Annotated in this window: 26 protein-coding genes; 4 read left to right on the top strand and 22 right to left on the bottom strand. The window is 38.6% G+C overall.

From position 1 onward, the window contains the following. Positions 1 to 3: 3 nt before the first annotated feature. The 5 genes from ftsL to ACW0TQ_RS16130 all read right to left on the bottom strand — a co-directional run bounded on the left by ftsL (position 4) and on the right by ACW0TQ_RS16130 (position 4,316). Positions 4 to 378, bottom strand: a complete 375-nt coding sequence (gene ftsL / locus ACW0TQ_RS16150; RefSeq protein ID WP_042535197.1) for a cell division protein FtsL — start codon at positions 376 to 378, stop codon at positions 4 to 6. After that, a complete protein-coding gene (gene rsmH, locus ACW0TQ_RS16145) occupies positions 378 to 1,355 on the bottom strand; it encodes a 16S rRNA (cytosine(1402)-N(4))-methyltransferase RsmH (protein ID WP_341173486.1) in 978 nt (325 codons plus the stop codon). Before rsmH ends, ftsL begins: the two co-directional genes overlap by 1 nt. A gap of 41 nt (positions 1,356 to 1,396) precedes the next feature. Further along, complete coding sequence (mraZ, locus tag ACW0TQ_RS16140; RefSeq protein WP_455725828.1) at positions 1,397 to 1,828, bottom strand: division/cell wall cluster transcriptional repressor MraZ; 432 nt, start codon at positions 1,826 to 1,828, stop codon at positions 1,397 to 1,399. Between the two features lie 196 nt (positions 1,829 to 2,024). Further along, on the bottom strand, positions 2,025 to 3,653 hold the full coding sequence (gene bshC / locus ACW0TQ_RS16135; protein WP_455725827.1) for a bacillithiol biosynthesis cysteine-adding enzyme BshC: 1,629 nt from the start codon (positions 3,651 to 3,653) through the stop codon (positions 2,025 to 2,027). 282 nt (positions 3,654 to 3,935) lie between these two features. Further along, entirely contained in the window at positions 3,936 to 4,316 is a 381-nt protein-coding gene (locus ACW0TQ_RS16130) for a DUF3397 domain-containing protein (RefSeq protein WP_193063310.1), read from the bottom strand. 329 nt (positions 4,317 to 4,645) lie between these two features. Here ACW0TQ_RS16130 and ACW0TQ_RS16125 point away from each other — a divergent pair, with 329 nt between their 5' ends. Continuing rightward, positions 4,646 to 5,128 (top strand): N-acetyltransferase, encoded by a 483-nt coding sequence (locus tag ACW0TQ_RS16125; protein WP_042535205.1) that lies wholly within the window; start codon positions 4,646 to 4,648, stop codon positions 5,126 to 5,128. A gap of 60 nt (positions 5,129 to 5,188) precedes the next feature. Here the strand turns inward: ACW0TQ_RS16125 and ACW0TQ_RS16120 are convergent, their stop codons facing one another. From ACW0TQ_RS16120 to ACW0TQ_RS16110, 3 genes are all read right to left on the bottom strand, one after another. Next, positions 5,189 to 5,650, bottom strand: a complete 462-nt coding sequence (locus ACW0TQ_RS16120; protein WP_341173094.1) for an RsfA family transcriptional regulator — start codon at positions 5,648 to 5,650, stop codon at positions 5,189 to 5,191. Between the two features lie 161 nt (positions 5,651 to 5,811). Next, a complete protein-coding gene (gene rpmF / locus ACW0TQ_RS16115; RefSeq protein ID WP_042535209.1) occupies positions 5,812 to 5,985 on the bottom strand; it encodes a 50S ribosomal protein L32 in 174 nt (57 codons plus the stop codon). Positions 5,986 to 6,031: 46 nt separating this feature from the next. Beyond that, complete coding sequence (locus ACW0TQ_RS16110) at positions 6,032 to 6,562, bottom strand: YceD family protein (protein WP_341173095.1); 531 nt, start codon at positions 6,560 to 6,562, stop codon at positions 6,032 to 6,034. A 291-nt stretch (positions 6,563 to 6,853) separates the two neighbouring features. Between ACW0TQ_RS16110 and ACW0TQ_RS16105 the strand changes: the two genes are divergently transcribed. Then, entirely contained in the window at positions 6,854 to 8,059 is a 1,206-nt protein-coding gene (locus ACW0TQ_RS16105) for a nucleotidyltransferase (protein WP_341173096.1), read from the top strand. 94 nt (positions 8,060 to 8,153) lie between these two features. On the opposite strand, the gene ACW0TQ_RS16100 is transcribed toward ACW0TQ_RS16105, so the two are convergent. Then, positions 8,154 to 9,173: a SepM family pheromone-processing serine protease gene (locus tag ACW0TQ_RS16100; RefSeq protein ID WP_341173487.1), complete on the bottom strand. Its 1,020-nt coding sequence runs from the start codon at positions 9,171 to 9,173 to the stop codon at positions 8,154 to 8,156. A 288-nt stretch (positions 9,174 to 9,461) separates the two neighbouring features. Between ACW0TQ_RS16100 and ylbJ the strand changes: the two genes are divergently transcribed. After that, the gene (ylbJ, locus tag ACW0TQ_RS16095; RefSeq protein WP_193063306.1) at positions 9,462 to 10,670 is read left to right on the top strand and encodes a sporulation integral membrane protein YlbJ; all 1,209 of its coding nucleotides are present in this window, start codon (positions 9,462 to 9,464) and stop codon (positions 10,668 to 10,670) included. Between the two features lie 96 nt (positions 10,671 to 10,766). Here the strand turns inward: ylbJ and coaD are convergent, their stop codons facing one another. The 7 genes from coaD to ACW0TQ_RS16060 all read right to left on the bottom strand — a co-directional run bounded on the left by coaD (position 10,767) and on the right by ACW0TQ_RS16060 (position 15,221). Beyond that, entirely contained in the window at positions 10,767 to 11,249 is a 483-nt protein-coding gene (gene coaD, locus ACW0TQ_RS16090; protein WP_042536352.1) for a pantetheine-phosphate adenylyltransferase, read from the bottom strand. 3 nt (positions 11,250 to 11,252) lie between these two features. Further along, on the bottom strand, positions 11,253 to 11,822 hold the full coding sequence (gene rsmD / locus ACW0TQ_RS16085; protein ID WP_042535217.1) for a 16S rRNA (guanine(966)-N(2))-methyltransferase RsmD: 570 nt from the start codon (positions 11,820 to 11,822) through the stop codon (positions 11,253 to 11,255). Positions 11,823 to 12,118: 296 nt separating this feature from the next. Beyond that, positions 12,119 to 12,391 carry a YlbG family protein gene (locus ACW0TQ_RS16080; protein ID WP_042535218.1) on the bottom strand — a complete coding sequence of 91 codons (273 nt, stop codon included), beginning with the start codon at positions 12,389 to 12,391 and terminating at the stop codon, positions 12,119 to 12,121. A gap of 117 nt (positions 12,392 to 12,508) precedes the next feature. Then, positions 12,509 to 12,946: a YlbF/YmcA family competence regulator gene (locus ACW0TQ_RS16075; RefSeq protein ID WP_193063304.1), complete on the bottom strand. Its 438-nt coding sequence runs from the start codon at positions 12,944 to 12,946 to the stop codon at positions 12,509 to 12,511. A gap of 171 nt (positions 12,947 to 13,117) precedes the next feature. Then, positions 13,118 to 13,351: a YlbE-like family protein gene (locus ACW0TQ_RS16070; RefSeq protein ID WP_193063302.1), complete on the bottom strand. Its 234-nt coding sequence runs from the start codon at positions 13,349 to 13,351 to the stop codon at positions 13,118 to 13,120. A gap of 10 nt (positions 13,352 to 13,361) precedes the next feature. Further along, complete coding sequence (gene ylbD, locus ACW0TQ_RS16065; protein ID WP_193063300.1) at positions 13,362 to 13,784, bottom strand: spore coat protein YlbD; 423 nt, start codon at positions 13,782 to 13,784, stop codon at positions 13,362 to 13,364. 369 nt (positions 13,785 to 14,153) lie between these two features. After that, entirely contained in the window at positions 14,154 to 15,221 is a 1,068-nt protein-coding gene (locus ACW0TQ_RS16060) for a CAP domain-containing protein (protein ID WP_256704867.1), read from the bottom strand. Positions 15,222 to 15,532: 311 nt separating this feature from the next. On the opposite strand from ACW0TQ_RS16060, the gene ACW0TQ_RS16055 reads away from it, so the two are divergent. Then, positions 15,533 to 15,898 carry a YugN family protein gene (locus tag ACW0TQ_RS16055; RefSeq protein WP_042535224.1) on the top strand — a complete coding sequence of 122 codons (366 nt, stop codon included), beginning with the start codon at positions 15,533 to 15,535 and terminating at the stop codon, positions 15,896 to 15,898. 760 nt (positions 15,899 to 16,658) lie between these two features. Here the strand turns inward: ACW0TQ_RS16055 and ACW0TQ_RS16050 are convergent. The 6 genes from ACW0TQ_RS16050 to coxB form a co-directional block, all read right to left on the bottom strand. After that, entirely contained in the window at positions 16,659 to 17,114 is a 456-nt protein-coding gene (locus ACW0TQ_RS16050; RefSeq protein ID WP_455725826.1) for a DUF420 domain-containing protein, read from the bottom strand. A gap of 228 nt (positions 17,115 to 17,342) precedes the next feature. Then, positions 17,343 to 18,248: a cytochrome c oxidase assembly factor CtaG gene (gene ctaG, locus ACW0TQ_RS16045; protein ID WP_455725825.1), complete on the bottom strand. Its 906-nt coding sequence runs from the start codon at positions 18,246 to 18,248 to the stop codon at positions 17,343 to 17,345. Between the two features lie 207 nt (positions 18,249 to 18,455). Next, the gene (ctaF, locus tag ACW0TQ_RS16040) at positions 18,456 to 18,776 is read right to left on the bottom strand and encodes a cytochrome c oxidase subunit IVB (RefSeq protein ID WP_042535229.1); all 321 of its coding nucleotides are present in this window, start codon (positions 18,774 to 18,776) and stop codon (positions 18,456 to 18,458) included. 3 nt (positions 18,777 to 18,779) lie between these two features. Continuing rightward, the gene (locus ACW0TQ_RS16035; protein WP_042535231.1) at positions 18,780 to 19,403 is read right to left on the bottom strand and encodes a cytochrome (ubi)quinol oxidase subunit III; all 624 of its coding nucleotides are present in this window, start codon (positions 19,401 to 19,403) and stop codon (positions 18,780 to 18,782) included. A gap of 1 nt (position 19,404) precedes the next feature. Continuing rightward, positions 19,405 to 21,252, bottom strand: a complete 1,848-nt coding sequence (ctaD, locus tag ACW0TQ_RS16030; protein WP_419880317.1) for a cytochrome c oxidase subunit I — start codon at positions 21,250 to 21,252, stop codon at positions 19,405 to 19,407. Between the two features lie 42 nt (positions 21,253 to 21,294). Next, positions 21,295 to 22,377: a cytochrome c oxidase subunit II gene (coxB, locus tag ACW0TQ_RS16025; RefSeq protein ID WP_042535233.1), complete on the bottom strand. Its 1,083-nt coding sequence runs from the start codon at positions 22,375 to 22,377 to the stop codon at positions 21,295 to 21,297. Positions 22,378 to 22,424 lie beyond the last annotated feature (47 nt).

Here is a 22,424-nt window from a genome sequence, read left to right as displayed (position 1 = left end):
TTGCTAGTTGTTAACTGTTTCTGCTTGTTTCACTTCCGAATTTTGGATTTTCAAACCGTTTTTCTCTGCAATCTCTGTGATTCTTTCTGGACGCGACAGTTCCTCTCTCTCAAAATTTAAGTTTTCATTTACGATTTTTTGCTGATTTATGGAGTTTTCTAATTGCTGTACTTCCCGATTTAAGCTATCTGTCCCAGAAGCATAGGAAACCATTCCGATTCCAAATACTAAAATCGCAGCACTGGTAACCGAATAAATCACTTTTTCGCCTTTACTGATCCAAGGTGTTTTCTTTACCTTTTTGACTATCGTTTTCGTTTCTTCTTGGGGATTATATTGGGGATTTACTTGCCACTTTCTAGCCTGATTTTCACTCATTACTTTTTCCACCCTTCTTCATAACGGAAATCATTATTCCATTCATTTATTTTTTCGACAATCCGCAGCTTGGCCGAACGGGATCGTCTATTTTCATCCAGCTCATCCGTATGAGCTATTATTGGTTTTCTGGTTATTAATTTAAATGGAGCCTGGTGTGTTTCCGGGACAATAGGAAGGTTCCTGGGTACAGGTTTATCTGTACTCCATGTTTTAAAAGCCTGCTTACAAAGACGATCCTCTAATGAGTGGAATGTGATGACTGCAATTCTTCCATTTACGCCTGTCAATTCTGCAGCTTGATGAAGTGCCTGGTTAAACACTTCCAGCTCATTATTCACAGCGATTCTTATCGCCTGGAAAATACGTTTTGCCGGATGACCGCCTTTTCTTCTGGCGGGTGCAGGTATCGCGTCTTTAATAATATCTACCAGCTCTCCGGTCGTTTCAATCGGTTTTTCCTCTCTTGCTTTTTCAATTTTACGGGCAATCCCTTTGGAAAATTTCTCCTCACCGTATCGAAAAAAGATAGATACCAATTGTTCATAGGTCCATTCATTTACCACTTTATATGCAGTGAGAACCTGAGATTGGTTCATACGCATATCTAATTTTGCATCCTGATGATAGCTGAAACCTCTGTCTGCCTGATCTAATTGCGGGGAAGAAACCCCTAAATCAAAAAGAATTCCATCAGCTTGTACCACCCCGAGCTCTGACAGACTTTTTACCAGCCCTTGAAAATTAGAGTGTATAAATGTAATTTTTTCTTGATGTATACGTAAGCGTTCCCGGGCAGCTTCTAATGCCTGAATATCTTGGTCAAAAGCAAAAAGCCTGCCGTTTTCATTCAATCTTGAGGCAATTTCTAAGGAATGACCGCCGCCTCCAACCGTACAGTCTACATAAGTACCATCCGGCTTTATTTTTAATCCTTTTATTGTTTCTTCTTTTAAAACACTGTAATGCTCAAACATTTTAGCCACCAACTTTTTTATCCTTATAATACGTGTTGAAATTAAATATCAAAATCCATTAGGTTCTCAGCAACCTCGGCAAACGATTCTTCAGATTCTTCCACATACGTATTCCAATGATCGCTCGCCCAAAGCTCCACACGATTGGAAACACCAATCACATTGCAATCCTTCTCCAAGTTAGCGTAGGTCCGAAGATTCGCAGGAATATTTATTCTTCCCTGTTTATCCACTTCGCATTCCACAGCACCAGAGAAAAAGAAACGTGTAAAAGCCCGGGCATCCTTTTTAGTCAGTGGGAGTTGCTTTAACTTTCCTTCTAAAATTTCCCATTCTTGCTTAGGGTATGCGAATAAACACTTATCGAGTCCACGCGTTAATACAAAACTTGTCCCTAATTCTTCTCTGAACTTGGAAGGGACAATGATTCGTCCTTTTGTATCAATGCTATGCAGGAATTCTCCCATGAACATATAGACGCCCCCTACTTTCGTAAATTCATAATACCACATCCCCCCACTATGCTCCACTATTTCTTCAAAAATATTTTATTTCTCTTTTCTATTGTGTTTTATATCTCTTTTTAAGACATGAAAAAAACTGCCATATCAATAGATAGACAGTTTTTCTTCCAACTATATAGTTGTGGTGGAGAGTTGTGGGGGGATTTTATTCAACCACCCAATGTCCTTGTTCCATATCAAATGAAAAGGCAGTCAGCTGTGAAATAAACTCTGTACCATAGTGGTTCCATAAGAATAACGGATTCCAAACGCGCTCCTGCAAGCCTCCATTCGGATGAAGCACTTGCTCCAGCTGATTAAATTCACGTAAAACTTTAGCATGCTTCTTTTCAAATTCCTTATGGAACCGCTTGTTCATAAATTGAATATCCTCTAATAAGTAAGCTAAATTCTTTTTGCTCAGCGACTGAATATCGTCACCCATTTCAGAAGCCATCTCCCGGATTGGCTGGTGCGCTTCTTTAATTTTCTCCGCCACGTCTTCTGTTATTTGATCAATTTCCTGCTGACCATTTCTCTCCATGTAATCTTTCACCGTCGCTTGAACGCCATTTAAGATAACATCTTTCACCGTCAGCTGATATTTTGTGACTAATTTTTTCGTAGCTGCGTCTAAAAAAGTCAGGGAAAGCCTTGGCACAACTGGCGGCATTTGCAGGTTCATTACATGAAAACCCGCCTTTAATCCAGCCCAATAAGCTATCTCCCCGGGACCGGCTATAAAAGCCAGCGTAGGAAACATATACTCTTGCATAATTGGTCTTGTTACCACGTTATTGCTTAGTTTCCACGGTGTATTTCTGGCAATACCCTTGAGTTCCTCCACAGTGAAGGAAATCTCCTGCTGCTTACCGACCCAGTTTCCACTCTCGTCTACGTTCAACAAAATTCTTCCTTGTATATCATCATGGTAAAATATATTCCCATCTGATGTATCTGCTTCAATAGCAAGCGGATACTGATGCTTTTCTAACGTTTCCAGCGTCTTGACTACGGAACCGCTGATTTGAGATTGATTCTGAATTAATTCCACAAAACACTCTGATTCCAGTTTACGAAATGCTGCGTTGCCAGAATCCACTAATATAATCCCTTGATTTGGAAATAGTGCAAAAATAAGACGAGCAAAAAAATCAATGTAATTAGAAGCTTTTTGTTGTATTTCCTGAATCACTGTGTAGATGTCTCTTGTATGTGCTGTCTCAGGCAAAGCTTCAAATACAGCTTCCACCCATTTGGAGAGTTCTTTCTTATCCATTTCTAATTCCGAAACAGCCTTTTTCCCCGCATCTATATTTTTAGTCCGCAGCTTTAGCTTATGAAAATCTCCATTGTCTTTCGGACAATAAATATGATTGATTTCCTCAAAATCATGATCTTCACCAGCAATCCAAAAAACCGGGACAACTGGTGCTTCCAATAGTTTTTCTTGCTGTTTCGCCAGTTCAAGAATAGAAATAATTTTATTGATTGTATAAATAGGTCCTGTCAAAAGGCCCGCTTGCTGTCCGCCGATAACAACCGTGCTCTGTTTATCGTTTAAACGTTCAATTTGTTTAAGTGTTTCTTCCGGCGCTCCCCATTCTTTGTTTAATGTATGTAATACATTCGTCAGCCCATGCCGGTCAAAATCTTTTTCAGCTACATCTTGTAATCGTTTATGAAAATCATTATATGGATGGTAATCAAACAACTGTGTTATATTTTCTGCTTCTTTTTTATAATCAGCTACTAACCTGTTGGCAGCAGGCAAAGTTAACGAATTTATCTGCATATCATTTTCCCCTTATATCGATTTGAATACATTCCGTATTGTACAGAAAAAACAGCAAGAATCAAACTAATCTGCTTCCGGGGAAACGAATAAACTTTTTTCAGAAGAAGTTTATTTTATCTCAAATGAGAAAGAGAATCTCTATTCAACGAGAGCTTTTCACTCCCCGTATCGTGGCGGGGCTGGCGCAGCATTCTCCGGAAAGCAAAAAAAGCTTGTAGAGACAGCTTTTCTTCCAGGCCCTGTGCCCTTAACTGGTTACCTATATTCTTACTGCGCATTTTAAGATAATACTTCTTTGATAATATAAACAAGACTTAAAACAAGATAAGCAGAAGAGAATAATAAAAATGCACTTCTCCAAACAATTTTAATTGCTTTTGAAATCTCTATATCACTTTGTTTCTGATATTGATGAATCAATATTCCCGTCAAACTTATCAGAAACAGCAGGATTATCCAGCCAAAAAAGCTTCGATCAAACAAAAGCTGCAGCAAGACACCTACACCTAAGATAAAAAAGATCGCTGACCACTGGACAGCATTATGTACAGCTTTCCATGTATGTTGTTTCCGGAGCTTCGTTATCCCATAAGCTAAAAAAGTAATGATGAATGGGAATGCAATAAAAAGAGCTATTGTATAATATATATAATCTCTCATCCTTTTCCTCCCTGCTTTTAAACAATTTATTTCTATCAAGTTAAGATGACCGCTTTGATGTATGCAAGTTTATTTTGACATAATGCACCTGCACCAGCATCCACTGCATAACCCCGGCGTCTATCCGCCTATAAATGCACTTCTGAACAGAAGCGATTTTTAGAAAACTAAACCCGCTTTCAAGTCTTCCTTTTAATGAATGCAAAAGTTTTCTAATATAAATATAACAGAAATAATTTTAAATTTGTCTCCTATGTATTATAATTTAGACAGAGAAGGAAATCTACATTCATCTTTGATAACAGGATAATTATTCAGGAGGGGTTAACATGGGAAATATAAAGATAGAAAATTTACTGATTAATTTTAAAACACTAGAAAAATTTAAGCGTTTTCGTGAATATGGAAACCAGGAATTGACCATGATGGAAGATTTAGAGAATAAGATTATCGAGAATAATAGTAAGTCTCCTTTTTATGGAATTTATATCGGGGATAATTTAGTAGCCAGAATGAGTCTTTATGAAGTGAGCAGGAAGTATGATTTTTACTTTAAGCCTTCTCAGGATTATTTGACACTTTGGAAATTAGAAGTGCTTCCCGATTATCAAGGAAAAGGCTATGGAAAAGCGCTTGTAGATTTTGCAAAAAGCTTTAACCTTCCTATTAAAACAAGTCCACGTATTAATTCACATGGATTTTGGGAAAAGATGGATTTCATCAAACCACATTATGAGATGGAACGCGATTTAGGAGAAAATCCACTGCTCTGGCTGCCTGAGGGCGTTGAAGAAAAAGACACGAAGCAATAAGCTTCGTGCTTTTTTGCATCATATAAGATTAAATGAAGGCATCCCCTTTATCTGGGGTTCTTATGGATTGGAGACCGTATGAATAAGTTGATTTATTTTTCCCCACACCATTTCATATTTCTCCATCTGCTTTTTTAACTCTTTGTTTTCCTTTAAGATTTTATCTACTTCTTCCCGCTTCACAAAATCATCCTGCTGCGGAATATCTTTCCTCATTTTTTCTAGCAGCTGAATAGCAGCATCAATAGATTGAATCGATGAGGTTTCGATAGCTGGATAGGCAATTCGCTGCTTTAACCCTGCTTTTCTTTTGTCCTTTGCAGCCTGCACCTGGTCCTGGCATTGCTTTCTTATTTTCGCATTCCAACGGAATCCGCATGCTGCAGATGTTCTGGATAACTTTTCAGCAACTTCCTTAAAAGCTTCTAATTGGGTTCTCCCTTCCTGAATACATTGAAGTACGGTATCTGCTAACAATCTGTCCTCTTCTTCTGTCCACGCGTCCTGTCTTGTATCGTTCATAACATACCTCCTATTAGGGTTTGCTATCAATGTATGCAAAAAATAGGTATGCTAGAATCGTTTTATATTAAAAATATCCAGAAAGCTCTTAAAAAAATATATACGTGGAGGAAAACGAAAAAAACAGACCACGCAGTGTGATCTGTTTTCGTTAATTAAAATTAGTTGCTGATAACTTCTTTTCCATCATAATTTCCACATGCTTTGCAAACATGGTGAGGTTTCGTTAATTCGCCACAGTTGGAGCATTCTACCATACCAGGTACATGTAGTTTTTTATGCGTACGACGTTGGTTCTTTACTTTTTTGGAAGTTCTTCTTTTAGGTACTGCCATGACTTACACCTCCTTCAAAAATGAAAGTAAAACTTGAATCAGATTCTTATTTTTCTTTCTGGTTATTATTAAGGAGAGACTCCAATTTTTTCAATCTTGGATCGATGGGCTTCTCTTCCTTTGTCTCAGATACAAATTCCCAGTCCTTCCCGCTGGAAGGAGCTGCTTCATCCGAATCAGCGTTTTCGGCAAAAACGCGGAATGGAATTTCCAATAATATATTTTCCTTGATATATGGTGTTAAGTCAAGAACTTCTCCCTGAATAGGATGAATTTCTTGTTCTTCTTCCTCTCTTCCATAATAAGCAGATGCAGAGAAAACCTCATTTGCATCTATTTCAAATGGATAAGGAACATCCACCAATGTACGTGCGCACGGGAGTGTCATTTCTCCGGTCACATGAAAATTCACATAGAATTCTTCACCATGCACAGTTACTTGTCCGGTCACATGTACTGGAGGTATTTTTCGTATATCATTATTCATCGTTTCCAGTTCTGACACATCGGCTTGGCTATCAAAGAAATATGGCTCATTTACGGAACCTTTTCTAATCTGATTAACAGTCAATTTCATTAAAATCACCTCTAGGCAACAAGATAAATGATAAAAGAAAATGCTTCGTTTGTCAATATATTTTCTTTACACCACAGGTATAAGTTCGACTATAGCTCAGACAGCCCTTGTCGGCTTGCCAATTGCTAAATCTTCCATACATACGTAGTATTCCCTGTTACAGTGTATAAAAAACAACAGTTAAAACTATTCTAACGGCAGTTTGTCTTTTTGTCATTCTATTTCTCTTTTCGTCCTACAAATTCCGGAATATGTTAAAATAAAGCTACTTGAAAAAATAGAGGTGAGTGTATGGAAGCTTGCGGTTTAATAGTTGAATATAATCCTTTCCATTACGGACATCAATATCATTTAAAAAAAGCCAGGGAAGAAACTGATGCAGACTGTATTGTTGCGGTTATGAGCGGGAATTTTTTGCAACGTGGCGAGCCGGCCATTATGGATAAATATAATCGGGCTAAAGCGGCCATTCTCGGTGGCGCTGATTTAGTTGTTGAGCTGCCGTATGTCTATGCTGTACAGCACAGCGATTATTTCGCCAAAGGAGCAATCGATATGCTTTATCATTCCGGCGTCAGTGCTGTATGCTTTGGAAGTGAAGCAGGCATAATCGATTCTTTTTCCGATGCTTATCAGCTCCAGAAAGAGCATCAGAATCAATACGAATCCTTTGTTAAAAAATATTTAAATAAGGGACATGCCTATCCAGACGCAGCAACAAAAGCATATCAGCATATTTTTGGTATATCTGATATACTGGATGTGTCCAGACCAAATAATATTTTAGGATTAAGCTATGTCCGGGCAATTAAAGACGCCCATTATCCAATAAAACCAATCACTATAAAACGAATCGAAAATAATTATCACGACACTGCTATTACTGGAAATATAGCAAGTGCAACAAGTATCCGTAAAGAAGTGCTGAATAACCCGACTGCCAGCAAAGCAGCTGCTGAAGCTATGCCGGAGACCACATCAGATATTTTACAGAGCTATAAACATGCCTCAGGGTACTGGCATGATTGGGAGTTATATTTCTCTTTTTTGAAATATCGAGTACAAACAATGACGTTAGCAGAATTGCAGCAGATCGAAGGGATTGTTGAGGGGCTGGAGCATCGTATTGTACGCACAGCTATGGAGGCTTCCTCTTTTCAAGGATGGATGACTGCTTTAAAAACAAAACGTTATACATGGACAAGGCTTCAACGTATTTTTGTCCATATTTTAACCAATACAAGAAAAGAAGATAATATACTTGGTACCCAGACAGGTTATATACGGGTACTGGCCATGAATAAAACCGGCCAGGCTTATCTTAATCAGCAGAAAAAGAAAGCGGACCTCCCGTTTATTACAAAAATAAATCAAATCAAACACCCCTTCCTGGAAATCGAGGAACGGGCTGCGAAGGCGTATTACAGTATTTTACCCGGCAAGAAGCAAAGAGACTTCTTTTTACAGGAGATTAAATCACCGATTATTATAAAGTGAAACTTCATTTTGTTGAAGCAATTCTTTCTGACGTTACAAAAAAGAGGACTTCCGTCTTCATTATAATACGGAAATCCTCTTTTATTTAATTCATTTATTCATTAACACTTTCTAAATATTCTACAGCATCTTCAAACGTATCCACCGGAACAACCTCCATATCTGTCCCGATACTTTCTGCTGTTTCTGCTGCCACTTGGTAATTGGAGTCTTCGCGGCCGCCTTCATTCGGAGCGAAGAAAATATCAACGTCTTCTCTATCGGAAGCGACAACTTTTTTATCTATCCCGCCAATTCGATGGACATTTCCTTCATAGTCAATTTCACCAGTTCCGCCGATTTGCTTGCCGCCGGTTAGATCGCCCTCTGTTAACTGATCATAGATTTCCAATGAAAACATGAGCCCTGCACTCGGCCCGCCAATATTACCACTGGAAAAATGAACTTCTGGATTTACAGTTACTTCACGATCTGTGACAAGATTTATTCCAACGCCCACACGAGTTCCTTCGTCATCCAACGGTTCTAATTCCATCTCGGCAGTGTGTTCTTCATCATTTCTTTCAAACAAAACTGTCACTGTATCTCCGGCTTTTTTTCCATCAATATAATCAATTAAATCTTGAGATTCTTGCACTTCTGCATCATCAATTCCGATGATACGGTCTCCACTCTCTAATTTACCATCTGCCGGCAAGCCATCCACCGCAGCAACCACATAGACGCCATTAAAATGGATATCTATATCTTTTTCTGCTGTTTCATAGGCCACCACAGTTGCAGCTTCCTGAGAGCTTTCCATTACCTGAAGCTGTGCTGCCATATAATCTTCCTGAGACATTCCTTCCGGGAAAACCTGATCTAAAGGAAGAATATCCTGATGTGGAAGGACAAAGGCTGCAGCATATAAAATGGGAGTTGCCTGCATTCCGCTGACGGTCACTAAATGCATATCCCCTTCACTTGGATAGCCGTCGTCCACTTCGACAATGGGATCTAATGCATCGGCTCCGCCTGGTTTTTGTATATAATACGGCAATTGATACACTCCCAAAAAATAAACAATCAGTACAACCGCTAATAATCCTACAATCCTCCGTTTTGATAATCGCAACACTGCTTATTCCCCTTCCTGACACCCTTACTAAAAATATATCTATGGCATATTTTCAGATGGTATTCGCGTATATATCATATATAGCAACTTTTTTATTAAAACGATACATCGGACAAGCTAGCATTATTCTACTACTTCCTACCATAATTGTACAGAATGAGACTTCATAACAGGAAGATAAAAACAGCATGAGGATGCTTTCTTCTAACGAATAAAGGATGTTCAAAAAACGAATTAAAATAATACATCCATTTTTTAAACACGCACTAATAGGGGGACATCAGATTGAAGCAAAAGCTGAAAACACTAGGCTATGGCGGCATATCCATTTTTTTGTTTTTTAGTTTAATACGTTTTCCAGATCAAGCATTAGAAGCAGCCATCCGTGGATTAAATATGTGGTGGGAGGTCGTATTTCCATCTTTGCTTCCTTTTTTCATAACCGCTGAATTATTATTAGCTTTTGGCGTTGTGAAATTTCTAGGCATTTTATTTGAACCGATCATGCGGCCGCTTTTTAATATCCCCGGTGCCGGCAGCTTCGGCTGGATTATGGGAATGGCCAGCGGTTATCCTACCGGTGCCAAAATAGCAGCAAGACTCCGTGAAGAAAAGCAAGTCACACAGATAGAAGCTGAAAGATTAGTGTCTTTTACCAATAATTCAAGCCCGCTCTTTATATTCGGTGCCATTTCTGCAGGCTTTTTTTATAATATCAAACTGGGGCTTCTATTGGCTGTGTGTCATTACGGAGCTAATACGATTGTCGGGGTTGTTATGCGTTTTCATGGCAGAAAGCAGGAAAAGCAGATTACCAAACAAAAGAGACAGCCCTTTTCACTGAAAAAAGCATTTCAAGAGATGCATCGAAATCGGTTAAGAAATCCCCGGCCTTTCGGAGAAATATTAGGGGATGCGGTATTAAATTCGATTCAGACTCTTGTGATGGTCGGAGGATTTATTATTCTCTTTTCCGTTCTTATTAAATTGCTTTTCCTGATGGACATCACATCCTTTATATCTGCATTTATTGAACCGATTTTTCCTGTTTTTGATCTGCCAAAAGAGCTGGGACTTCCGTTTATTTCTGGTTTATTTGAAATTACCGTCGGATCAAACTTAATTTCACAGGTCACCACGGATTCTTTATTACAAAAAGCAATTTTGATCAGCTTCATCCTTGGCTTTAATGGATTATCCATCCAAGCACAGGTAGCCAGCATCTTAGCCAAGACAGATATCCGTTTCTACCCTTATTTCTTCGCCCGGCTTTTACACGGAACTTTTGCTGTGATTTTAACTATTTTACTATACAAACCGTTATACCTGGATCGAATTGTTTTTCATTCTAACGAGATTCCTGCCGGCACAATACAAGAGACCCCCATCGGGATACAAATATACTATCTATTACAGGCAATTGGGCCAAGCCTGACAATCATCAGTTTAGGGGCTGCTATTTTCATCCTTATTAATAAAGTCAGAAAAAAATAATTCTCCCTAAAGAAGAAGAAAGAGCCGCTTGACCGCTGACTCTCTCTTCTTCTGAAAATATGTAACGAATGAAATCCGCATCCGTTCATTATTTTTTTATTGATTATATTTCTGCTTCAGTGCCGTTTCCACCACTTCTGGAACAAGACCAGAAATATTTCCCTGGTATTTAGCCGCTTCCTTTACCATACTTGAGCTTAAAAAAGAATATTTTGTGTTTGTCATCATAAATAAGGTTTCCACGTCTTCGTTTAACTTCCGGTTCATCGACGTAATCTGCATCTCATATTCAAAATCACTGACTGCCCGCAATCCTCTAATAACTGCAGTAGCTCCTACTTCTTCCGCATAATCCATGAGTAATCCGCTCGAAGAATCGACCCTTACATTTGGCAGGTCCTTCAATGATTCTTCTAATAACTGCATTCTTTCTTCTACTGTAAAGAGTGGAGATTTGGATTGATTATTAAACACGGTAACTACTATCTCTTCAAACACTTTAGCACCACGTCTGATAATATCCAGATGGCCATTCGTTACCGGATCGAAACTCCCGGGGCATATCGCTAATTTCCTCATCATTTATGCTTCCTCTCTTTTATCTGATTGGTAAATCGTTACTTGAACTAAACCGCCATAATCTGCTTGTTTGATTGCTTTCAAGGATTTATACGTATCCGGCAGCATGTTTGTCTTATCATGCTCACAATAGACAATCGCATTCTTATTCAGCATTTTGCTATCGAGCAGATAATCAAGTAATTTCATATAATCTTTACTTTTATACGGCGGATCTAAAAGCACTAAATCAAATTGTAATTCTCGTTTAGCGATGGCTTTTAAAGCACGTTCTGCGTCATTTCGATAGACCTCTGCCTGCGCTTCTAATTGGAGCGATTTCAAATTTTCTTTAATGATTTGAACTGCCTTGGGATGTTTATCTACGAAAATCACCTTAGACATGTCTCTGCTTAATGCTTCGATTCCCAGAGACCCGCTTCCCGCAAATAAATCTAAAGCTAGTCCTCCTGAAAAGTAAGGACCCATTACTTGAAACACAGCTTCCTTTACTTTATCAGAAGTCGGTCTTGTAGACTCACCAGCTGCACTTTTTAACACTCTTCCTTTATGTATTCCTGCTATAACGCGCACTTCTGAATCACCTCAGCTTCTTTTAGCTCGTCAATAGTCTACCACGATTCGCCGCTTTAGCAAATTATTTTTATTCGTTATGTATATTATTTTTTACTTTGTCTATACTATCATAATGATTCAGCTAAATATGATTTAGTTGAAACGGAAGAAGGCTTATTCTTCCCCATAAGCTCTTCATCCGGTTTCTCCTCTCCCTTTAGCCTTTTATTTTTTATAAAAATAAAAGGACCTGCAGTAATTTTGACTGCAGGTTTTTTCTTTTTATTTGATATATTTCTTTTTAGACGTCTTGTTTAAATTCCCATTTTATAATCGTATTGCTTCGCTTTATCCGGCTTCGCGTTTTCATAGTTTGTCGGAATAAACGGCTTTTGAGAACGTTCCACTTTAGAAACAAAAGCAAACTGATTAAATTTTTTCTCAATAGCATCAATATCCTCGCGATTAACGTAAATAACCGCATAGCGATGCTTTTTAGATACGTGAATAAGATGACCATGTTTTTTTAGCTGCCTGACATTCTTCATATGTTGAAACCAGACAACAATTCCTTGCCTTTCTACCATGCTGTCATCCCTCCTTTTATTTCTATATGTATAAAGCAGGAAGTCCGCTTTCTGGACCCTGCTCTACGTCTTATCACAAATAACCGTCTGGAACCCCTTGCGGAAGGAAGTTTCATTTTACGAGGCACAGCCGCAAGCTCCGCCGCTCCCGCAGCCACAGCCGCTGTCTGTTAACGCTGCGCCGTCTTTAGGAGCTTTAATTTGCTCACTGACACTCTCTGCCACGAACTGGCTGACTTCATCCAATAAATTTTGCAAATTTCTTTCAGCAATTTTAAAAGCAGCTACTTTGTCGTTCAAATCCATATCCCTTTTTTTGGAACGGACCTGCTTCATAATATCATAATAGTCCGGATGATATCTGCCGAACCGCTGCACATCTTCATAGTGCTCTTTAACATCTGCAAATGTTCTAATCAGTTTCTGTGCTTCTTTATCTTCATCCAATACTTTCTTAGCCGATTGGTATTGCTGCATGATATCGGACTGCAGGATCATTTTTCCGACATGCTCCGACTCATCTAATATATCTACATATTCCATTGTAGCAATCATTTCCACACCTCCGCGAATAAATGAATAAATGTAAACAAGAGAAACAATCTCTTAGTAAGGTTTATGCCATTTCCTATTAAAATAGATGTTCTTTCATTTTACTGCATCCTCAATTAATAGTTATCCTTTTTATCATACCATTTTATTATTCGAAAGAAAACAGAGCTGACTTCAATCTTTCATCGATTTAGCCATCTCTGCGAACATTCTTACCATTTGTAATTGATTCGAGAAGGTATTCACTTTTTGAGGAAATGTTTTTCCATAAAATTTTTTTGCTTCTTTTTTCAACTCTGTCAGACGGCCGGGGTCGCGCATCAAATAACGATACCAAATAGGATGATATCGGATAAATTCAGCAAGTTCCGGATTTTTTCTAAGGTAGGCAATGACGTCATTATCCATGTTATCCCCTCTAATCTTTTCTTAGTGAAAAAGGAGCCCGGGGCGCTTTATTAGCGGAAGGCTTTTTCATATCACCAATCATTTCCTGAACAACACCAATCGCTTTACTTAATTGTTCGATTTGTCCATGTACTTTTTCCGAATCTAAGTTTTGCGTATAGTCTACAATCTGCCGGATAATATCGGAATGATCCGTTTTCTTACTTTTTTTGCTTTCTTGATTTGTTGATTCGCCCTGACTCTTTGATTCTGTTTTTGCCGCTTTTTCTTCCGTTTTATATTCATCCCAAAACGGGTCATCTTCATCTAAAATTGCCCACTTTTCATAAAACTCCTGCCACCCCCTGCCGCTTTTTCTGATTTCCTCCAACAACTTAGGATGGCGGTTCACAAAGGCTTTAAATGCTGCAACACTAGGATGTAATTGACTCATTTTTTTCACCGTCCTTTTTACACTTTAGGGGCATACAGTTATGAAAGCTACAGTTTGTGCATGGTTTTGTTGGAACGAGTAATCGCGTTTCTACTACCAGTCCCATTGAAAGTAATCCTTTATTTGTGAGGCTCAGCCTGCTAAGCGTTATTTATAACCCTACAATAACCTATGTAAATCGGTTGAAAATGTGCTATCGCTTATTATTTTCTGTACAAGAAAACTAGGTATACCGCTTGTTTTTTTAAATACCGGTGTTCTCGCCAAAGAGATGTCCGCTGGAGCGGCTATCCTTACTTTATTACTCTACAAAAAATAAAGAAGCCACAGGTGTGCGGCTCCTTTCTCTGTTAAACAAACATAAGTACGTTAAAAAGGTTTTCCTAAAAAGTTTTGGGTATAATAAAAACGGTATACACCAACTCCAAGGAAACTGTATTCATCACTAAGTAATGCTTCCCGGTGACTTTCACTGTTTAACCAGCCCTCCATTGCCGCAGGAGCGTCCGGATATTGCGCTGCGATATTTTCTCCAGCGGCAACATAGGCAACCTGCTTTTCCTCCAGACGTTCTCTTAAACCATCTCCATCTAAACTAACATGAGAAAAATAATCATTCTCGTACATATCTTTGCTGTGGTCATATGCAACAAGACTTACTTGATCATCCCATTCTAACTGCGGCAAGTCATGTTTATAACGCATGATATTAGAAATATCAAAAACCTGCTGCTCCATCCCTTCCTGAATTTCTCTCCATTCCTCTTCATTAAATTCAGGCTGTTCAGGCAGATCTCCCTGATATTCAATTTCATATGGCCTTTGCAATAAAAGCGCATCTCCTGTAGAAATCCTCATAGACGACAACTTTTCTGTAAACGTATCAAAATAAAATTGAATAAAAGTAGAGTCACTTATTTTCACCAGCGGTCTCGTCTGAAGGTCTTCTGTGTTTAACCGGAAAGTAAACGAAGAATCGCCTTCCGTATAAGTTACTTCGTTTAAAAAAGGAAATGTATCTGCCACTTCGATATAATCCGCTCCAGAGTCAATTGGAGATATCTCTAAATTATCCCCAATGGCATAAACAGATACAATCTCATCTTCTAAAATAGCAAACTGACCATATTGGCTTTCTGAGTCATTATATACATACCATTCATAATTATATGCACTAACATCAATTCTGTCCGGTTCTCCCAGCTCTTCTGTAAGTTCATTTGACGTCTTTCCTATCCATTGATATAAATCGCCTTCCAAATTCATCTGAGGAAGCTCTGCTGCTGTTCCTTTAGGCTCTATCGTTTCTTCATCCTCATCAAGATGGGACGCTGCTTCTCTTACAACCTCTACAGGTGATGAATTCATCTGGTATATAACAATAAATACAAGGAGTGCAATAATCATGATTATCATTACATTACGAAGCCTTTTCATGATTGGAACCCCCATCCAGCAGATAAATAAAACATTATCAATGCATGTTCAAAAAGCAGCCGGCGATTTCCGATAGGCGGGTGCCTGTATCCTTCTTTCCTATCTGATACAACGCGTCAGCTAAAGCGATTGCTGTTTTATCATTCGGGGACTTTTTGAACTTTCTATGTATAATCTACTTATCTATTTTATACCCTATTATCATAATATTATACCCTTTCTTTGCTATCGTCCATGGTTTCTATTGCATCTATTACCGTTTCGTATTATCCTTAAATTAAGCAGAATATTATTGATGAGGTGAAAGTAAAATGAGATTTGAAAACACTGGGATAGAAGACACAATTATTGATGTACAGGTATTGGATCACGTAACAGCAAATCTTGCCTTTATCCGGGCCGGGCAATGGGATTATGAACGCGTTACCTATGATTACAAAATCGGATCCAACGAAGAAGGTATTACATACTATATCCGCGTACAAGGTTATGCTATCGAAGGTGATGTGGATAAGCGCAACGCCGTTATTAAATTAATGACTCCTTTACTTGGTAAACATTATTATCCACACGGCGTTGAGTATGGCGAAGAAGAGAACTTTCCTGAAAGCGTTGTAGAAAGAACGAACACATTACTCGCAAAACTTAGCGACGAACTGCAATATTACAAAAAATAAAAAGACACCATTCAAAAGAGCTGACATATTATCTCCAGTTAATATGTCAGCTCTTTTTATATTCTGAATGATTTAATCAGATAAGAAAAACCAAGAATACCGCTTGTTAAAACATCGGTGTTCTCGCCGAAGAGATGTCCGCTACGGGAAGTCGCTTTCCGCGGGCAACGTTCAGCCGCACGGTAAGAAAACCGCTTCCTGCTCAGGTCTACCTGTTTCTTTTCCCGCAGGAGTCGACAACATCCGCTCCCATCTAAGTGGAATTATTTTTTATTTGCTATTTTACAAGGAAATAACGCAATTTCTAGTGACGGTTTTGATGGGGCGAGTAATCGCAATGGTTTTCGGTGGGACGAGTAATCGCAGTCCCAGTCCCACTGGGAAGATCCCGCAGGAAAAAAGTGACCTTCTTTTTTTCTACCCGCAGGGCATAAGTGCGACTTTAGCCCTGTCTGCACCTGTCGGCTTGCCAATCGCTAAGTCTTCTTTTCACCCTCGGGGCATAAGTGCGACTTTAGCTCTGTCTGCGCCTATCAGCTTGCCAATCGCTAAGTCTTCTTTAAAGGAGATGAGTTCGGGGCCTACGGAAAGCGGAGTGTGTTTCTGGGGCCTAAGATTACTCCCCCCATAAAACCCGTTGGAGCGGATATATTCAGCATTTTTTTATATACTTTCTCTTGTTCTTCAAAAAAAGGATACATGCTCCTTTATAAAGCACTGTATCCTTTAAATGCTGCCTATATGTTATCCCATCCGCAGATTAAAAACCAAGAATAGCTTTGATCATACTCGTGGTTTCACCCGGATCGTACATTACATATAGAAAAATATAAACAAGTATCCCCGTAATCGCACTGAAAAACCAAATAATACTTGTTATCGGGCCGATTTTACGGTGTTTCTTAATATTCCGCTTAAATGCTAATACAAGCGTTACAACTCCAAATACAGCTCCAACTGTAGCTAAAATAATATGGAAAATCAGGAAAATCGTAAAGTAAGTCTGTATACTTTCAGGTCCTCCAAAGCTTGTATTTCCTATTAATACGGTACGTGATACATAAATAATGAAGAAAAGAAGGGCACTGACAGCTGCTGATATCATCACAGCTTTATGTTCTTTTCTTTTATTTTTAACGATTAAAACCCAGCCTATTGCTACAAGTATTGCACTCAAAGCAATAAAAAATGTACTGATTGTTGGTAGTAAATGCATTGCTTTATCCTCCAGTATTTCTAATTATGCGTTCTAAAGTTCTCAGAAAGTTTGAAACCATGCCCATACAGTGACCATTTTTAAAGCATGCTTTTGTCTAGTATAACGATAATTATATGAACACAGATTGCAGCCATATATTATAGATGTTTAAGGCTTTGCCCTCCCGTTATATACGCTACATACTTTCTAGCCTTTTACTTCAGCTCCACTTCTAAATATCTCTTTTTAATGTGATTCTGCTGGTTTTGCCGGCAACGGATCAATCGTGTTTTTTTCTTTGTTAACCCAAGAAAAAATAATTGTTGCTAGAACCCCTCCATAAGTAATTTCCTGAATAACCTTCATAATAATACCGCCGAGCTGCTGATCAATCAGTGTACTGAGCGGTGTAAACATTTCCGGTCCAGTTAAACCGGGAGCAAGTCCCTGTAAAACATCAGTCGGTACACAAAGACTCATCGCCTGCATCCATGCTCCTCCTTGTGTATAGGTAGCGTAAAGAGGTTCAGGTGCAAAAATAATCAATACACAGGCCGGTGTGATTAATACACTATTTGCAAAAATATAACCTATTTTTAATAGCGGCTGCATCCGGTCGAATTCCTTTAAAGGGGCCAGCAGCGGGAAAAACATAAAGAAGGCTGCAATTAACAGAATCCCGTGAATCACCGTATGAATGACTGGCGAAGACTTTGCAAACTCAAAGAAAGAAGGTATATGATAAAGAGAAAATAAACCATTAAACAGCAATAAGGATATTAACGGTTTTGTACCTATTTCCACAATCGGTCTAATAACAGGCCGGTCAATTGCTTTTCGCCATAGCCAGGAAGGTATCCCTTTGATAACCAGTATCGGGATAATCAGCAAGTAAACAGCCATTTGAATCATGTGAGCAGTCAGCGTTATATGTGAGAGTAAATCAATTGGAGCGCCTTTTACTAAGTATAAACATACTATTGCCGTATAAAAAGAAATCTGCTGCTTCTCAGTAACTTTATCATGATTGCCAAACTTATGCCGGTACGGTCCTGTAATTAGAAAATAAGCTAGTGCAATAAGAGCTGTAAATATCATAAAGTAAGGGCTCCATAATGCCCGAAACCCGAATATTTGTATATCTAACCACATACCTAATCATCTCCAGTTTAGTCTACTTTATCTATTATACCTTAAAATAAACAAGAATTCTCTAATGGGATTGTGACGATTTTAAAACATATCCTTCTATTTCATGCCCTATATTTTCCATATGATAAACAAAACGCTATGATAATTTAATAAATAAATCATCATAGCGTTTGTCATTTCAAAAGGATTGATTTCAATTTGTCTTACTTACCACCAAGTAATGATAGTAAAAGTCAATGCTACCATCACTGTAATAAAAATTCCCCCATAGATAATCTGGGCAGGCACCTCATGTCCTTTATCCTTTAGGTGCATAAAGTAGAAAAACTGAAATCCTACCTGTACAAAGGCAAGAAGCAGTAATATTGGAATAACGTACGTAGATGGTACCTCTAACATAACAAGAGCAAATGCAACTAAGGTAAAGAAAATCATTAAAGCAAAGCTGACTACCATTTTTTGCATTTCTTCTTTATTCTTTTGCTTTTGGAACGAATTAATTTTTCTTGTACTCATTTCATCTGTCATAAATTAACTCACCATCCCCATCAGATAAACAACTGTAAAGATGAATACCCACACTACATCGATGAAGTGCCAATATAGCGCAAATGTATTAAATTTTGGTGCATTATACAAATCCAGTCCCCGCTTCGCATTGCGAACCATCAATGTAATAATCCAAGATAATCCGAATACAACGTGCCCGCCGTGGAAACCAACTAATGTATAGAAGGCTGATCCAAATGCAGAAGAACGAAATGTAAACCCATAATCATGAATATAATGTGCAAATTCATAAATCTCACACGCAAGGAAAGCAAGACCCAGTAATGCTGTAATTCCCATCCATAGCTGCATCTTTTTAAAGTCATTATTTTTCATGTGATAAATTGCATACACACTTGTTAAAGAACTTGTTAAAAGCAAAACTGTCATTAAGAATACCAGACCCAGACCATATAATTCCTGCGTTGTCGGACCGCCTGCAGCAGAATCTTTTAAGGCAAGGTACGTACCAAACAAACAGGCAAAAAGAACTGTCTCGCCACCAAGGAATATCCACAAGCCCATAAATTTATGTTTACCTTCCGTTGTTGCTTTTGAAGGATCTTTTGGCATATTCTTTGGATCAATGGAATGATCATGACTCATATTAATCACCCACCCTTTCTAGTTCTTCTTTAGAAATATGATGTCCGTGGTCATCTTTTAATGAACGGATTAACATACTGATTAATGCAATTGCCATTCCTGTATATACAGCAATTAGCCAATATTTACTTTCTGTTTGATAAATAAAACCATAGGAAGCAATCGTAAACCCAATAGTCATAATGAAAGGGAGAATAGACCCGTTAGGCATATGAATTTCATCTAATGGTTCTGCCGGAGTCACTTTTTTATTACCTTCCGTTTTTTCAATCCATAATGGATCTAACCCGCGAACTAATGGCAATTGTTTAAAGTTATAATGGACAGGCGGGGATGAAATTGTCCATTCAAGTGTGCGCCCGCTTCCCCAAGCATCGCCAGGGGCTTTTTTCCCTTTGATGGTTGTGTAGATTATATTAACCAAAAATACAATAACACCAAATGACATAAAGAAAGCACCAATGGTACTGATTAAGTTACCAGTATCCAGCCCTTGATTTTCCAAAAATACCCAGTAACGGCGTGGCATCCCCATTAAACCTAAGAAATGCTGAATAAAGAATGTTAAATGGAACCCAACAAAGAATGTCCAAAACGATAGCTGTCCTAACCCTTCGTGTAAATACCTGCCAAACATTTTTGGCCACCAATAATGAAGTCCAGCTAATATACCAAACACTGTTCCACCGACAATAACATAATGAAAGTGTCCAATAACAAAATAAGTGTCATGATATTGATAGTCAGCAACAGCTGAAGCAAGCATAACACCAGTCATTCCTCCGATAGTAAATGACGGAATGAAAGCTAATGACCATAACATTGCTGTATTGATTTTGATACTGCCACCCCAAAGGGTAAACAGCCAGTTAAATATTTTTATTCCCGTCGGAACAGCAATTGCCATCGTTGCTACTGCAAAGATAGAGTTTGCAACTGGCCCCAGGCCAACTGTAAACATATGGTGAGCCCACACCATAAATCCTAAAAATGCAATTAAAAATGTCGCAAATACCATTGCTGTGTATCCAAACAAACGTTTCTTAGCAAATGTCGGGAAAACCTCACTAAATACACCAAAAACCGGTAAAATCAAAATGTATACTTCCGGATGTCCGAATATCCAGAATAAATGCTGCCAAATGATAGCATTCCCGCCTAATGCAGCATCGAAAAATGCAGAACCAAACATGCGGTCAAACATCATTAAGAATAATCCAACCGTCAATGCAGGGAAAGCAAATAGTATTAAGATACTAGCCACAAAAGTCGTCCATGTAAATAATGGCATCCTCATATAAGTCATACCCGGTGCACGCATTAAAACAATCGTAACAATAAAGTTGATTCCGCCCATTAATGTTCCCGCTCCGGATAATTGCAGCCCCATAATGTAGAAGTCAATCCCATGACCCGGTGATTGTATTGATAAAGGAGCATAGTTGGTCCAGCCGGCATCGGGTGCACCAGTAAACCAGCTAAGGTTTAATAGCAATCCTCCAAATAAAAACAACCAGAAACCTAAAGAGTTTAGAAACGGAAACGCAACGTCACGCGCTCCGATTTGCAGCGGCATAATAAAGTTCATCAATCCTAATAATATTGGCATTGCTGCAAGAAAAATCATCGTTGTACCGTGCATGGTAATCATTTCGTTATAAAGCCCTGCACTAATAAAATTATTCTCTGGTGAAATAAGTTGAATACGAATAATTACAGCTTCAAGACCGCCTAACAGGAAAAAGAATCCTCCGCCTGCAAGGTATAGAATACCGATCTTTTTATGATCGACAGTTGTCAGCCAATCCCATAAGGTAGCCCCGAAACCGCTTTTTTGAGCACTAGTCATACCCAAATTTTAAACCTCCCTTTTGTAACAGTCATTCACTTTTTAATCTCCTGCGTTTTCAGGTGTAATTTCTGAAGGCTGTAATTGCAATAGATATGCTGCAATACTTTCTGCTTCATCTTGATTCAGCTCTGGATATTGACCCGTCATTTGGTTGCCCGGCTTAATAGATTCAGGATCCATTAACCAGTCTACAAGGTTCTCCTCGTTATGCTCTAACACACCGGCAACATTGGATCGGTCTCCAAAGTTTGATAAATTCGGTCCAAAAGGTCCGTTATTCTCTGGACCAGCTTCAATGCCGGAAGCAGCTGCATCTGTCGCATGACAATTCATACAGTTATTTGCTTCAAATAACTCTTGACCTTCCTGAGCATCCGCAGTTTCAGGTTCTGCTTCTGCATCTATGTTCTGCATATCATCAACCCACTGTTCATACTCTTCAGGTGAAACAGCAATGACTTTAAAGTCCATTAATGAATGTGAAGGTCCGCATAGCTCAGCACATTTGCCCCAGTACACACCTTCCTCGTAAGCTTCGATATACATTGTATTTACATTCTCTGCATTGACATCCATTTTCCCGGAAATTGATGGAACCCAGAATGAATGAATAACATCAGAAGAGAGCATATGTAAATAAACGCGCTCGCCTGTAGGAATATACAGGTCTTGACTTGTTTGAACTTCTTCTCCAGGATACTCAAAATGCCACCAATATTGATTTCCTTTTACATTAACATTGATGAGTTCATCTGCACTGGAGTCATCTGCCAAATCAAAAGTCGCCAGAACAGTAGGCACAGCAATAATCAACACCAAAATAATTGGGATTACTGTCCATATTACTTCCAGCTTGTGGTTCCCTTCCACCTGCTCAGGAATATGGTCTTCCTGTCCTTTTTTCCTGCGAAAGCGAACAAGTGTAATCACATAAATCACCATAACCACAATAAACACACCTGTCATGATCAATGTGGTCAAAATAATAAGATCCATGGCTTGTTCTGCGCCGTAACCTTTAGGCTTTAGTGCAGTCAGATTTTCGATTCCGCAGCCCGCAAGAAATAATGCAAGTAATGTGAATACGAAAAATACTTTGGTTTTTCCCATCCAACCTCTCATGTAAGAATACCTCTCTTTCTTCTTGTTCTTTCCTTTTATATTTAAAT

Source organism: Oceanobacillus sp. M60 (genome assembly GCF_053839645.1).
This window is presented reverse-complemented; position numbering and strand designations above follow the sequence as displayed.

Coding starts and splice junctions, on each gene's coding strand:
- ACW0TQ_RS16110 (WP_341173095.1), bottom strand. CDS start 6,562: ATGAAATTGACTGTTAATCAGATTAGAAAAGGTTCCGTAAATGAGCCA.
- ACW0TQ_RS16070 (WP_193063302.1), bottom strand. CDS start 13,351: ATGGATAATGACGTCATTGCCTACCTTAGAAAAAATCCGGAACTTGCT.
- ACW0TQ_RS16075 (WP_193063304.1), bottom strand. CDS start 12,946: ATGATTGCTACAATGGAATATGTAGATATATTAGATGAGTCGGAGCAT.
- coaD (WP_042536352.1), bottom strand. CDS start 11,249: ATGAGGAAATTAGCGATATGCCCCGGGAGTTTCGATCCGGTAACGAAT.
- ctaD (WP_419880317.1), bottom strand. CDS start 21,252: ATGACTAGTGCTCAAAAAAGCGGTTTCGGGGCTACCTTATGGGATTGG.
- ACW0TQ_RS16120 (WP_341173094.1), bottom strand. CDS start 5,650: ATGAACGATACAAGACAGGACGCGTGGACAGAAGAAGAGGACAGATTG.
- ACW0TQ_RS16125 (WP_042535205.1), top strand. CDS start 4,646: ATGGGAAATATAAAGATAGAAAATTTACTGATTAATTTTAAAACACTA.
- coxB (WP_042535233.1), bottom strand. CDS start 22,377: ATGAGAGGTTGGATGGGAAAAACCAAAGTATTTTTCGTATTCACATTA.
- ftsL (WP_042535197.1), bottom strand. CDS start 378: ATGAGTGAAAATCAGGCTAGAAAGTGGCAAGTAAATCCCCAATATAAT.
- ctaG (WP_455725825.1), bottom strand. CDS start 18,248: ATGTGGTTAGATATACAAATATTCGGGTTTCGGGCATTATGGAGCCCT.
- ACW0TQ_RS16105 (WP_341173096.1), top strand. CDS start 6,854: ATGGAAGCTTGCGGTTTAATAGTTGAATATAATCCTTTCCATTACGGA.
- rsmH (WP_341173486.1), bottom strand. CDS start 1,355: ATGTTTGAGCATTACAGTGTTTTAAAAGAAGAAACAATAAAAGGATTA.
- ACW0TQ_RS16050 (WP_455725826.1), bottom strand. CDS start 17,114: ATGCATTTACTACCAACAATCAGTACATTTTTTATTGCTTTGAGTGCA.
- bshC (WP_455725827.1), bottom strand. CDS start 3,653: ATGCAGATAAATTCGTTAACTTTGCCTGCTGCCAACAGGTTAGTAGCT.
- ACW0TQ_RS16130 (WP_193063310.1), bottom strand. CDS start 4,316: ATGAGAGATTATATATATTATACAATAGCTCTTTTTATTGCATTCCCA.
- mraZ (WP_455725828.1), bottom strand. CDS start 1,828: ATGTTCATGGGAGAATTCCTGCATAGCATTGATACAAAAGGACGAATC.
- ACW0TQ_RS16060 (WP_256704867.1), bottom strand. CDS start 15,221: ATGAAAAGGCTTCGTAATGTAATGATAATCATGATTATTGCACTCCTT.
- ACW0TQ_RS16055 (WP_042535224.1), top strand. CDS start 15,533: ATGAGATTTGAAAACACTGGGATAGAAGACACAATTATTGATGTACAG.
- ACW0TQ_RS16035 (WP_042535231.1), bottom strand. CDS start 19,403: ATGAGTCATGATCATTCCATTGATCCAAAGAATATGCCAAAAGATCCT.
- ctaF (WP_042535229.1), bottom strand. CDS start 18,776: ATGACAGATGAAATGAGTACAAGAAAAATTAATTCGTTCCAAAAGCAA.
- ACW0TQ_RS16080 (WP_042535218.1), bottom strand. CDS start 12,391: ATGGTAGAAAGGCAAGGAATTGTTGTCTGGTTTCAACATATGAAGAAT.
- ylbD (WP_193063300.1), bottom strand. CDS start 13,784: ATGAGTCAATTACATCCTAGTGTTGCAGCATTTAAAGCCTTTGTGAAC.
- rpmF (WP_042535209.1), bottom strand. CDS start 5,985: ATGGCAGTACCTAAAAGAAGAACTTCCAAAAAAGTAAAGAACCAACGT.